General features: G+C 30.1%; 12 protein-coding genes. 8 read left to right on the top strand and 4 right to left on the bottom strand.

The annotated features are described in order from the left end of the window. The first annotated feature begins 13 nt into the window (after positions 1–13). The 6 genes from OCU55_RS09410 to OCU55_RS09385 all read left to right on the top strand — a co-directional run bounded on the left by OCU55_RS09410 (position 14) and on the right by OCU55_RS09385 (position 5,787). The gene (locus OCU55_RS09410) at positions 14–1,336 is read left to right on the top strand and encodes an FtsX-like permease family protein (RefSeq protein ID WP_261852047.1); all 1,323 of its coding nucleotides are present in this window, start codon (positions 14–16) and stop codon (positions 1,334–1,336) included. Between the two features lie 29 nt (positions 1,337–1,365). Further along, positions 1,366–2,136: an ABC transporter ATP-binding protein gene (locus tag OCU55_RS09405; RefSeq protein WP_261852046.1), complete on the top strand. Its 771-nt coding sequence runs from the start codon at positions 1,366–1,368 to the stop codon at positions 2,134–2,136. 137 nt (positions 2,137–2,273) lie between these two features. Then, positions 2,274–3,050 carry a helix-turn-helix domain-containing protein gene (locus OCU55_RS09400; protein ID WP_261852045.1) on the top strand — a complete coding sequence of 259 codons (777 nt, stop codon included), beginning with the start codon at positions 2,274–2,276 and terminating at the stop codon, positions 3,048–3,050. 446 nt (positions 3,051–3,496) lie between these two features. Further along, positions 3,497–3,841, top strand: coding sequence for a hypothetical protein (locus tag OCU55_RS09395; protein ID WP_261852044.1), 345 nt, complete (start codon positions 3,497–3,499; stop codon positions 3,839–3,841). A gap of 431 nt (positions 3,842–4,272) precedes the next feature. Further along, positions 4,273–4,938, top strand: coding sequence for a hypothetical protein (locus OCU55_RS09390; RefSeq protein WP_261852043.1), 666 nt, complete (start codon positions 4,273–4,275; stop codon positions 4,936–4,938). Positions 4,939–5,154: 216 nt separating this feature from the next. Next, on the top strand, positions 5,155–5,787 hold the full coding sequence (locus OCU55_RS09385; protein WP_261852042.1) for a hypothetical protein: 633 nt from the start codon (positions 5,155–5,157) through the stop codon (positions 5,785–5,787). Positions 5,788–5,892: 105 nt separating this feature from the next. Here OCU55_RS09385 and OCU55_RS09380 read toward each other — a convergent pair whose 3' ends face one another. Together OCU55_RS09380 and OCU55_RS09375 are read right to left on the bottom strand one after the other, a co-directional pair. Continuing rightward, the gene (locus tag OCU55_RS09380; protein WP_261852041.1) at positions 5,893–6,981 is read right to left on the bottom strand and encodes a metallophosphoesterase family protein; all 1,089 of its coding nucleotides are present in this window, start codon (positions 6,979–6,981) and stop codon (positions 5,893–5,895) included. A gap of 29 nt (positions 6,982–7,010) precedes the next feature. Further along, positions 7,011–7,514 (bottom strand): hypothetical protein, encoded by a 504-nt coding sequence (locus OCU55_RS09375; RefSeq protein ID WP_261852040.1) that lies wholly within the window; start codon positions 7,512–7,514, stop codon positions 7,011–7,013. A 351-nt stretch (positions 7,515–7,865) separates the two neighbouring features. Here OCU55_RS09375 and OCU55_RS09370 point away from each other — a divergent pair, with 351 nt between their 5' ends. Together OCU55_RS09370 and OCU55_RS09365 are read left to right on the top strand one after the other, a co-directional pair. Beyond that, positions 7,866–8,387 carry a sigma-70 family RNA polymerase sigma factor gene (locus tag OCU55_RS09370; RefSeq protein ID WP_261852039.1) on the top strand — a complete coding sequence of 174 codons (522 nt, stop codon included), beginning with the start codon at positions 7,866–7,868 and terminating at the stop codon, positions 8,385–8,387. Position 8,388: 1 nt separating this feature from the next. Next, positions 8,389–9,888 (top strand): DUF4179 domain-containing protein, encoded by a 1,500-nt coding sequence (locus tag OCU55_RS09365; RefSeq protein ID WP_261852038.1) that lies wholly within the window; start codon positions 8,389–8,391, stop codon positions 9,886–9,888. 222 nt (positions 9,889–10,110) lie between these two features. Here OCU55_RS09365 and OCU55_RS09360 read toward each other — a convergent pair whose 3' ends face one another. Continuing rightward, positions 10,111–11,337: an HlyD family secretion protein gene (locus OCU55_RS09360; RefSeq protein WP_261852037.1), complete on the bottom strand. Its 1,227-nt coding sequence runs from the start codon at positions 11,335–11,337 to the stop codon at positions 10,111–10,113. A gap of 24 nt (positions 11,338–11,361) precedes the next feature. Next, a complete protein-coding gene (locus tag OCU55_RS09355; protein ID WP_261852036.1) occupies positions 11,362–12,921 on the bottom strand; it encodes a DHA2 family efflux MFS transporter permease subunit in 1,560 nt (519 codons plus the stop codon). Positions 12,922–13,428: the final 507 nt, after the last annotated feature.

The raw sequence follows: 13,428 nt of genomic DNA, 5'->3' as shown, positions 1-13,428 counted from the left end.
TTGGGGGGAGAACATGGGCACATACAAGTTTGCAATTAAGATGCTAAAGACTGATTTAAGGCAGACTATTTCTTATTTATTATCAATAGCTTTTTCATCATCAGCGTTATTTTATGCTTATAATTTAATGGATGATAGTAAGAATATAGCTACTGGAGGTACTATTTGGGAAACATTTCAGATGTTGTTATTCTTTTTGACTCTTCTGTTAATGTTTGTAGTGTTTTTTACTAATTCGTATTTTATGACTGAAAAATCCAAGGAACTAGCCATAGCAGAATTAAATGGGGTCTGTTCTTATAAGATGATAGGGCTGATAAGTTTTCAAAATCTTCTTATTGGTCTAGTAGGAAGTGTACTTGGAATAGCTTTTGGTATAGTTACAATGCCAATCTTGTCAGAAGTGCTATTTAAACTTTTAGGAATGAATGTCGGTTCATTTCATTATTCGAAAGATAGTTTGGTACTTACTATAATAATAATTGCATTTATAGTATGTCCTTATTTAATTATTGGAGATTACACTTATGTATTCAATAAGGAAATAAAAGATTTAATTTATGGGAAAAGACAGCTTTATACACCGAAAACAAAGAATTTTGCTAACCTCGATATTCCTGAGGATTTGAAGAATATTTTTGGGGGTAATTCTAAGAAAAGAGATGGTAAGAATTTTCATCTTACATCTACAATATTATATTTTATACCATTAACCGCACTATTCTTAAATTCAAAGGTTTTTCATTCACTACTATTTTTATATATGTTTATATCGGTAGCAGGAATACAGAGATTGTTACGTTATTACTTTCCAGAAAAGATCATGGAGTTAAAAAGGGATAAGTATTCTAATGATAAAATAAAAATGATTTCTCTAAGTAATCTTCATTACTCATTAAAGAAAGTAAATTTTTTAATTATGACTTTAGCAGTTTCTACAGTTGTTCTTATATATATGATAGGGATGAATGAAAAAATATATCAAATAAAGGCTGCGGGAATATTTGTATATGTTTGTGCTTTAGTATCCTTAGGTGTAAGTATACTATATAAATTTATAATAGAAGCTTCCTATAGAAAACACATATTTAGGCAGTTAGGGTTGATTGGGTATTATAAAAAACTCATAAAGAGGATTATAAAAGAAGAAATATTGATGCTTTATGGCATAGCAATAATCATACCGTTAATCCACATTGTTGTTTACCTATTTAAGTTTGCAACCTTTGGAATTATAACTGTTCAGCTTGCTATGATTTTGTTAGGTATATTCTTAGGAATATTTCTTTTTATGACTTTATTTTCTTATTTAATATATAAAAAACTCGTGATGTAAATTTAAACGGTAAATTTGGAGGTATTGATATGAAAGAGATAATAACTGTAAAAGATTTAATTAAAATTTATGGAGGAGAAAGTCAAGTAAAGGCACTCAATGGAGTTAGCTTAACAGTAAATGAAGGGGATTTTATATGTATAATGGGTCCATCTGGTTCGGGAAAATCAACCTTCTTAAATATATTGGCTAATATAGATAATCCAACAAAAGGCGCAGTGCTTTTCAATGGAGAAAGTATCTATAAGATGTCTGAAAGAAAAGTTGGGGAGTTTAGAAGAGATAATATAGGATATATTTTTCAGGATTTTAATCTAATCGATACATTAACAATAAGAGAAAATATAAATGTACCTTTGGTTTTAGCAAATAAATCAAAGGCTGAGATAAAGGAAAGAGTTGAAAATATAGCAAAGAAACTTAATATTTTCGAGTTCTTAGACAAGTTCCCTGTAGAATGTTCAGGTGGACAGAGGCAGAGAGCAGCTGCAGCAAGAGCCTTAGTTTCAGATCCTAGAATGATAGTTGCAGACGAACCAACAGGAAATTTGGATACAAAGAATTCTCATGATATGCTTAAATTACTCAAGGAGCGTAATGTTAATGATGGAATTGCTATAGTTATGGTTACTCACGATTCAATGGTGGCAAGCTATGCAAAAAGACTTTTATTTTTAAGAGACGGAAAGATAGATGATTCTATTGACAGAGGGGAATTGACTCAGAAGGAATTTTTCTATAAAATTGTTGATGTTACATCTAAAGAATCACAAGGTCTATTTGATGTAATGGGAGACTAATAGAGATCTTTAAGAAAATTAATAGCTGTAAAATTATCTTTATAAAATAAAACCACCGAAGGTTGTATTTTATTAGGATCAAGTTCGTTTTTATAATACAGTTCACTTTTTGATGAGATTCGCGGAAGGAAGATGTTATGAGTGGCATTAGTATCATTACAGTAGAAAATAGAAGGCTTTACCCAGTCAAGGCTTATGATACTGAAGAAAATAACGAAATAACACCAATTTTAGATATTGATAGTGTGTATGATTTATTGAATAGAAGAAAAAAAATATTTTTTATATCAAATCAATATGACCAATATGGACGTGAATTAGATAATTTTTATGGGTATATAGGTTCAGAAGATATAAAAACGCTGTTCTATGTAAATGAAGATGAAGTTAATAATAATCTAAGTGCTGTTATGACTTTATCCGAAGCTGCAAAGAAATGGGGCTTTTCTGATGGTTCTACTATTAGAAAGGCCATTGAAAGAGGAAAGTTTGAAAAACATGAAATCAAACAAGCTGGAGACATATGGATTACAACCTATGATGCTATGGAAAGAGTATTTGGAAAGATTAAAAATGAAGAGAATGAATTAATCATTTATGATGATTTTGAAAGCAATTTATATAGACTTTTTCTTAAGGATGTGCAAAGAGATTACCTAAGAGAAAAGGTAAGAGAAAGACATTTAAGAGAAAACGAGATCTTATACAATGATATAAAAGTAATTCTCAGAAGTGCTTTAGACGCCATAAGAAAAGGGAATAAAGTAATAATAAAGAATAAGCGAAGTAATAAGACTAAGCAAGTCATAAATACTGAAAGAGAACTTTTTGTATTTATTGAACTGTTCAGTAGAAGGAATTTCATGACTGAGCAACGAAATAAACGTCTTTTAGAAGAACTCAAGAAAATATAATATATGTATTATTTAAGAAAGAGCTGCTACAAAATGCATAAAAGCTCTTTATAAAAATCAAAGCTGTGCATAATTAAGGAAGACAAATCTCCTTATATGCATGGCTTTTATTCATGTAAAACTATAAATATCAGTATTGGAGGCAGCCACTATTTGCTCTTCTAATAGAGATTCTGTTAACTATAACTAGTCATCTAACATAACATATAGGTTAGATCTTAAATAGCATTGAGATACTGAAGTCTGTGATTTCAAATTGGGGATTTTCATTTAAATAATAAAAAATATGTTTTTCAATATAAAAGGAATTAAATAGAAAACCTTTTGAATAGACATATGCTAAGAATAGGTTTTGTAATATAATGGATATATTAATAAGCGACAATAAATTTGATAATGCTTTTATTGTGATTTAGTAAATACTACTTATATATCGGGGGATTAAAATGAAAAGAAATGACAGTGCAAAAATATCAAAAAAGAAATACATAATTTTATCATTAGTTATTTTAATTCTAGTACTTTCTCCATTTTTGCCTAAAATAACTTATACTGTAGATTCAAAGCTTGTTTCCATGGATATGAGACCTATATTTGCAATAAGCAAAGGTATGGCTAAAGATGGAGGCACCACTGAATATAGGGGGCTTGGATATCAAGTTATTAGGTGGAATAGATACGTGGCGGAAGGAACTGAGTATGGTTTTGAAATATATAAAGCGCCTAATTATAGGGACTTAAATGACGGACCTTCTAAAAAGTTGACTATTATTAAGGATATAAATAAGTAAATGAATATGCTTCTGTGGCAAAAACAATTTCATTAATCTAATATGAATAAAGTCATTGAAAATAGCGCTAAGCTCTTCAGATTTTGGAGAGCTTTTTAACTATCTAGAAAAATATAAAATTTTTAAGTTATCTAAACATAGATATTTCAATGGCATTAGAAGTTTTTTATTTTTAAATTTTTGTTAATTTATATTTTTGTTGAAAAGGTTCAGGAAATTATGGGTATAATTTGAAAGAGCAAAGATTGTTTAGTATAATAGCCTAGAAAGTAGGGCGAACTAGAAACAGTTTATCAATTTACAGGTAATAAATGCTAGTGATTATGTACAGAACTAAGTAAATAGTAAAATTAACTAATAATACTGATGAGATTATTTGGTATTGATAACAAATGTATTTCAATATATTAACAGGTAATAAGGAGAACATAATGAAAAAAACTGCAATTTTAATAAGTGGAACTTTAGTACTTTTAATTAGTATTTTTGTAGGATATAGGGCAGTAAGATACTATTCTGCTGATAACTATACAATTTCAGAAGATGGCAACACCATAATTAGCAAGAGCGGACAGGAATATGTACATGATAATAGCGATTTATGGCTAGAGGCAATAGCAACGGATAAACAGATAGGTAAAATAAGTGATTCAGGATCAGTATATTCACTAAAGGATGAGTCTAATTTAGATTGGGTTGCAGTGAATACAACTGATGAAATGACCATAACTCAGATTTATCATAAGAAAGAAATTAATGATTTTTCTATAGTTAATAAGGATATTAAGCAGATTAGGTTAATTGAAAATAAAGGTTTGAAGCAAGCCGTTGGCAAAGCGGTTGCTACCACAGAAGAAAAAAATATACTTAAAGAACTTAGTGAGAGTTTAAGTAAAGCTAAAACTAAACAACAGATTACGTCTAAGAATATAATGTCACTTCAACTACTTTTTGATGATTACAAAGGAATTTTCTATGATATCAATGTAATAATTTCTGACGATAAACAGGTGTATTTATCAGATATAAATGAAGATAACGTAGTTAAAGCAGGGCCTTTAGTGACTAATTGGATATTACAGCAGTATTCAAAGTAAAAAATATAATGCCAATATTGACTTTTGAAGTCTTATAAATAACATAAGTAAACATTGCACCACTGCAATTACTCTTGAATATTATCATATTAGGATAAGAAATTAAGATGGAGTAAATTAATAAAAAACGATTTATATATAGATATATTAGAACACTTAGTATATTTATAATTTCTATTTCTTTTTTTGAAACATCTTTAGAAGAGAGGAACTAATATGAATGATTTAACAAAGGATATTTTTGATGAACTGGCTCAGGATTTTGCAGATGATACTCAAGATCTTATAGTAGGTGAAGGAAACTTTAATAGCACTTGTAATGCTTTAGATTACGGAAAAGCAGTAGGCGTTATGTATCAGAAAAAAGGTGATGTAAAAATCCACAATGGAAGGATAATAGGTTGCGATGGTGCTGGTTATATAGTAAAACACTGTGCAAATGCAAGTAATGGGTATCCATTTAAATTTGATACCTTCTATTTTTACAATGAAAAATATTTTAATAGTCATAAAATCAATAAGAGCAATGCTTACCCGTTTATCAATATTGGAATCAGAGATACTCAAAAAGCATTTTGCTACTATGGTAGAAGAGAAGGTGCGAATAAATTTGATACTCATAATGGAGTATTCCATTCCTTTAAATATATAAATGATTCTAAAAAGTTAGTTACAAGCAGTAACTATGATTTGTTTTTAAGTTATAGATATAAACCTAGTGCAGTCCAAGAGATAGTGTATTATCATTATGTGGAGAGTTATGATTCTAAAACTCATAAAACATTTCTTCAATATGAGAAAGCTAAAGCAATAAAAATACAACATTTTGGTGAAATACCATTTAAGTAAGAAATATCATTAGTTATGAAAGTTTTTAAAATGTAGAAAATTATATTAAAAGAAAAGCCACTTCTTTAGAAAATAAAAAATTCTAAAATGAAGTGGCTTTAGTTTTTAGATTATATTGCTCCATATATTAGTGAGCTTTTTTCCAAAGGTTTCATAATAAATATAAGCTGGTTGCCAGAAGGTGTCGATATATTCTCGTTGTCTTGTATTAACTGAAACTAAAAGTTTACCGTGTTTGTCAGTGTTGGCTATTCGTATCACATTGTATCTTTCAGGAACACCTGGCCATAAAGCATCTGCTTGTGCACTTAAAGCACCAGCTCCTATCATTAGCATATTAGGATTAATATTTTGTGGATTCATATATTCAAGGCTTATAGTTCTGTGAACATGACCATGCATATAAAATTTAAAGTCCTCGTTTTGCATAGCATTTGAAAATTGAATATCTGTACCATATCCGTTTGTAGGACATACAGGATGATGACCTACAACAATTTTTATAAAATCTTTACCTTGAATTTCTTTTGAGGCTGAAATTAAACCTTCAGTATCGAAGTAGGTTGTATCCCGATGAAATTGGTCAATTTCAGCTGAAGTGTTTATCATAAAGAATGCTATCTTTTTATGATCAAAAAAATCACCAAGTATAACTTTTAACTGTTTTTTAGGGTTAGTAGGAAATGGGATACCGTAGAGCCTTTCAAACAAATATTGGCTATAGAAGGTAAATTTTTTGTACCATTCTTCATCATCACGTTTTAGATAAAAAATATCAGATCGTACATTAGTAACCACTTGGTCATTTGGGCCAGGAAGCCCTTGAGTTAAATGATAACTTGCCATAGTGATATCCCAACTTAAATCGTGGTTGCCTGGAACTATAACAAATTTTTGAAATGGAAGAGACAGACGTTCACTTAAAAGTTTTATAAAAGTATAGGCTTTATCGAATGAGGTCTTTGAGCCACCTCGACGTATAAAGTCACCACTTATTACTACATAATCAATATCATCAAGTCTTAAAGTATTTTCAGGATTGTCAAAGTAGACTTTCTTTAAGTCGCTTACTAGTAAATAAACTTCATTTTCTACATTTATTTCTGGTGTAAAGTGAAGATCGCTTAAGTGTAGTATTATCCCCTGGTCTTTTTTCGTACAGTTATTTATAGATTGATTATCAATATAATTCATAGCAATAGTTCACTATAAGCCTCTTAATGTTATTGAGCAATAACACTAAGAGTGCTTGTTTGAATTTGAGCTGAATTTATATTAATATAATTGATTTCAGCTTTTACTACATATCTATAAACTCCAGGTAATATTCCACTATCACTATAGCTTAAAGCTATAAATTCATTTTTCTCTACAGTTATATTAGTAGGTTCAGCTTCTGTATCTTCTTCTAGTTCTTCATTTAGTAGTATTTTGTATGGTAAAGTTGATAAAAGCTGCATGTTACCTTTTTCATCATAACGATATAATGAAAATACAAGTTCCATCCAGTCATATATAGCTAATTCATAATATAAATTTGCAATAAAATCTATTTTAGCTGTTGAGGTTTGTCTATTTCTAAGATCTAAGTCAATACCAACTATGGCATTATCAAAGTTATTATTTTCTAAATCTATAAAAGTACCATTAACACTTTTTATTATTGGCTGAAAGTATTTATTATGATTATTATTCATATTTGTTTCAATCAGTAATTCACTATCCATATCTTATACCTTCCATAATTAATCTTTTGTGAAAATTGTAATTCTCATCAATTTATTAACTATTGAGAGAATATATTTTTCTCTAACTGTTAAATTGAAGATGTGTTCTTAGTAGTCTACATCTTATTATTATTATATTAATACAAGCTAAAAAGGTTCTGAACTTATAGGGATATACAATTTTATTGATTTATGAAAAAATGAACATAAATGAAATGTTTTCAAAGAAAGATAAATAAATCTTTATATGATAATTTATTTTGTAAAATAGTAAAACCATTTTACAATTTCTCTAGTCTAATAGATGTAAAATATAAATTACGCGTAGTTTAAGATTTAAGGAGCATAAATATGATTACAGAAGAACAAGTACAATCAGCAATAAAAGGCGACGAAAAAGCTTTTGAAGATCTAATGAATATTTGTAAAGAAAATCTTTATAGGACAGCCTTTGCTTATACAAAAAATGAACATGATGCACTAGATGTACTTCAAGAGACTGTGTATAAGGCTTATATATCCATAGATAAATTAAAGAATCCTAAATATTTTAAGACTTGGCTTACAAAGATACTTATAAATAATGCTATTGACTTTATTAATAAAGAAAAGAAGATTATATCCATTGTTGATAATATGAAGGTTAGTTCAATTAATAGTGAAGCAAGTAGAGTAGATGAAAAATTAGATATCTTAAGTTCAATAGATAGACTTGAAGAGAAGCATAAGAGAGTAATAATATTAAAATATTTTCAGGATCTTACCATAACTGAAATCGCAGAAGTTATGAGCTGTCCAGTAGGCACTATAAAGACTTATCTAAATAAAGCTCTATGCAAACTTAGAATAACTATGGGGAAGGAGATAATTTAGTATGGATAACTTAGATAATATAAAAGATTATGTTGATATTCCAAATGATATAGATTTAGCTATTAAAAAAGGTATTGAAAGAGGAAGAGAAGAAAAAAAGAAAAGTGAAAGTATGGTAAGTTTAGTAAAAAATAAGAAGGTTTTTAAGAAAGCAGCTATAATTGCAGCTGCAGGAGTAATTGGTATTATCTCTGTAGTGGGATTTATAAATCCAAATGTGGTAAAAGCAATTCCAGGAGTGCAGTCAATTTTTAAACTTGTAGCTTATAATCAAGATGGAGAAACGCTGAGTAAATTTGAGAAGTTTTCAACTAGTGTAAATAAGACTATTGAGAAAAATGGAATAAAGGTAACTATAAATGAAATCACTATAGATGATAATTCCTTAGCTATTACTTCAACAGTTGAAGGAAAGAATCTTAATGAAAATACAACAGAAATGGGACAGATAAATTTGAATGGACAATCGCTCAAAAGCTGGGGAAGTAAGAATAAGAAGATAAATGACAATGAGATAGCGGTTGTAACCTATGCAAATGTATCTGATATCAATTTATCAGATAGCATTGAGGTAGAAATGAATACCGTGTGGATATCAGATGTAAAAGGCCCATGGAACTTTAAATTTACTGTTTCTAAGGCTGACAAGCAAAGTAATTCTAAGATCATAACCCTAGATAAAACTATTAAAATACCTAATAGCACTTTAAAGCTTGATAAACTTGTGATAAGTCCACTAGGAAATACAATTAATTATTCTGGAGTTTATGATAAAGAAAATCCGAGTATGCGTGATGGAATATATAGTTTTTTAGTTTTGGACGATAAGGGGAGGACTCTTGAGGCTAAAAGTTCAGGTTCCAGTTCTAACAAGAATAAATATGAAGGTAAAATACAAATAGATGATGATTTATCTAATATTAAATCAATCACTGTAGTACCAATATTTAAATACTGGGGAACTAACTATAAGAAAATTGAGGATTTGAATTGTGAAATACTTCAAACTACAATAAATAGTGAAAACTTTAATCTGCCTCAAGAAGAAGTAACAAAGACTAGACCTGTAACTGCTGAAGAAAAATCAAAAGGCTATGCTTTAGATGATGTAATTCATATCTATAATATGGATAAGACAAGAGAGTTTGTATCTTTAGAAAAATTAACTAATCAAAAAATAAAGGTTGGGAAAAATATCACAGCTACTATTAAAAATATTGAAGCTACAGATAAATACACAAAACTTACATTCCAATTTGAAGGCAATGGGGGATATAGTCCTCAAAACATCAATATGGCTGTGATTTTAGATGAAAACTACAAAGACACTGAGCGAGCAGAGGATGGTGACTTAGCTGTGCAGGAAGATATAAAGGATAGAATTGTATCTATAAAACTTCCACCAATTGATAAAACCAAGAAATATAAGATAGCAATACCTACAGTTAATGAACCAGAAATTCTAGATCAATATAAAGTGAAAATAGATTTAGAAAAATAAAATTATATTACAATAACTTAATTTCAACAATTTTTATAAGAGCTGTTAGATTAAAATGGTTATCTTTATATGGATATGCAGATATAAAAATATTTAAATATACCAATATATAAATATATAAATAGTCCAGTCTCAAATTTGCATTTAAGACTGGACTATTTTATATTCTATAGAAAATTCCTTGAAAATAGGAGATTTCTATAGATTTATATGAACTAAGTGCTATTTAGTTGTTTTTATCTTAGTTTCAACAGACATGCCAGGGATAACAGCTTTTCCGTTAGAGTCTAAAGTAATCTTTACTGGAACTCTTTGACTAACCTTTGTAAAGTTTCCTGATGCATTCTCAGTGCTGAAAAGGCTGAAAGTTGAAGCTGTTGCAAGTCCAGTTTCTTTAACTGTACCTGTAAAGGTAACTCCTGGGTAAGCATCAACTGTCATAGTTACTTTTTCGTTTGCACTTATACGTTCTAAATCACTTTCTAAAACATTAGCAGTAACTTGAAGCTTTCCTAAGTCAACTACTGATATTGCAGCTTGACCAGCAGCTATCATATCACCTTCATGAATATTAACTTGAACAACTGTACCATCTTGAGCTGCTTTAACTTCTGAATTTTCGAAGTTTAATTTAGCTAAATCAAAAGCAGCTTGTGCAGCTCTTACTTGAGCTTCAACTATAGCAACATCTTTATCAGAAGCCCCTGAGTTTGTAAGGCTTAACTTACTGTTTGCACCTTCAAGCCCTGCTTTAGCAGCAGAGATTTGAGCGTCTATAGCTTTGATTTGTCCTTGAAGCTGGCTTATTTGATTTTCAAGTTGTGTTTTACTTGAGAATAATTGTTCAACTGCTTGTGCTTTTACTGTGTATTGAGCTTCAGTTAATAAATTCTTTGCTCTAGCTGTATCTAATTGCTTCATTGCATAGCTTGCATCATAGTCTCCAGTAGATGGATCTTTGAAGCTATCCATTTGTGATATTAACTTATTGTATTCTGATTGTAGAGTGTTTAATGTACCTTGTAAGTTTGATTTTGAAGTATTAGCTCCATTTAATGATGCAGTAGCTTGGTCAACCATTGATTGAGCACCAGCTACTTCTTGAGCTCTAGCTCCACTTTCAACCTTTGTAAGTTGTGCCTTTGCAACATCAAGAGCAGCTTGAGCTTGATTTAATTGATATTGAAGTTGATCAGCTTCAAGTGAAAATAATACATCACCTTTTTTAACAGTAGCCCCAACTGATGTATTTATCTTTAATACCTTTCCAGGAAGCTTTGATCCTACATTTAAGATATCTCCAGTTATTTTAGCATCATCTGTGCTTACATAGTTCTTTTGATCCATATAATATTTTATTCCGAAACCACCAAGAGCAACAACAAGTACTGCCCCAACAGCTATTATTATTTTACCTTTTGATTTATTTGATTTTACTGACTTTTCCATAGTTATCCTCCTTATAATTAAGTACTACATTTCCATGCTTACTTGTTCTTCATATATAGTGTCTATTTTAGGGCTTTTCTTTTTAATTAAAAATGCTATCAATACTCCTACTACACATATTGAGGTTGCTACAATAAATGTATCGTTCATTGCTGTTACAGTGGCGGATTTTGCAATGTTACCATATATCTGCATGAATAATAAACCTTGTCCTGCAGTAGGACTAATTCCTTTTACTGTAACGGCTCCTTGAATTAGAGCTTGAGCTTTTGCAAATGCAGGAGAGCTTGTATTTAATGATTGGGCAAATATAGCATTGTGGAATGCCTGTCTGCTTTGTAATATTGTAGTTAAGATTGCAATACCAAGTGACCCAGATACCTGACGAAGAGTAGTGTTAAGAGCGGTAGCTCTTGCTGTCATGTGCTGAGGAATTGAATTCATACCTTCAGTTTGCATTGGCATCATTGCAAGTCCATTACCAAAACCTCTTACTGCCATAATTAACATCACAGTGTTATATGGAGTATCTAAGGTTAATCTACTAAGCATAAATGTGCAGCCTGCTACTATGGTTAATCCAATTACTGTAAGCCACTTTGCACCATATCTATCAAATAACTTACCACTGATTGGCATCATTATACCTGTTATGATTGCCTGTGGAAGCATCATCATACCACTTTGCATCGCGCTATAGCCTCTTAAGCTCTGCATGTAGATAGGCATTAAGAAAATTGCCCCATACATAGCTATAGTTGTTACAGTATTAATTATTAAACTTAAAGTAAACGGAAAGTTTTTGGTTACTCTTAAGTCTAATAAAGGTTCAGGGTGACTAAGTTCTATAAACACAAAAGCAGTTAATGAAAATAAAGCTACTGCTAAAAGTGTAATAGTATAAGGTGACATCCATCCATTTTCAGAAACTTTATCTAGACCTAATAGTAAAGCATAAAGTCCCAAAGCAGAAGTAACTGCTCCCCATATATCAAATCTCTTACCGTAATGTTTTGGAGAATCTTTTAAAAGTAAAATAGCTAAAGTAACTCCGATAATTCCAACTGGGATATTAATTGTAAATATCAATCTCCAATCCATATATTGAACTATGTAACCACTTAAAGTTGGTCCAATTGCTGGTGCTGCCATTGCGGCGATACCCCAGAAACCTAAAGCTACACCACGCTTTTCAAGTGGTACAGTTTGAAATAACATAGTCATACCAACAGGCATTATCATACCTCCGCCAATTGCTTGAACTACTCTTGCTGCAATCATAGTGTTTGTACTTGTAGCAAGACCGCAAAGGGCAGATCCAATTGTGAATACAACTAATGCAAAGACATAAATATTTTTACCACCAAACCTATCAGTCAAATAACCTGTAAGTGGGATAACAATACTCATTGTTAGCATGTAGCCTGTGAGAACCCATTGTATTTGCGTTTCTGCAGCACCAAAAATAGTCATCATCTTAGGAATTGCAACGTTAACTATACTGGAGTCAAGTATAGCCATGAAAGTTCCAACTACTATTACCGATAGACAAAGCCACATATAACGTTCATCATGTTTATCCATTTCGCACTTCCTTTCTAAGTTGATTATTTAAAGACGTACAGTTCTAAGCTAAAGTCATTTTCAAAGCTCCTGCTAAGTTTTAGTGAGAGAATTTGAAAATAACTTCAAATGTAGAAGTGAACATCTAAAATGGCATAACTAACTATTTGGTTAATACTACTTAAAAAAATATAAATGACTATATAAGCTGTTAATTACAACTAACTATTTAGTTAATTCATATTAAAAAATTTTTATCCCTTTTGGGATCATAAGTACATTGCTAAATTGACATACTTTTATTTCATTACTACTATTGCTTACAAATTTATAATTAAATACTTTTTAGCAAAAGTTATTAATATCAAGTCAGTAGGCTATAGGATTCGTGTATCGAAACTTAATTTATACTTATCCTAAAATCGCAGTTTTTAGAGGGTTAAGTATGTATAAATTAATAATTGAGCTAGGAAACCATCTATTAAATTAAAACATTTAAAAATATAATTTTAATAGATAAGAGAACTA

The organism is Clostridium folliculivorans, from assembly GCF_024341905.1.
Taxonomy (GTDB): Bacteria; Bacillota; Clostridia; order Clostridiales; family Clostridiaceae; genus Clostridium_AR; species Clostridium_AR folliculivorans.
This window is presented reverse-complemented; position numbering and strand designations above follow the sequence as displayed.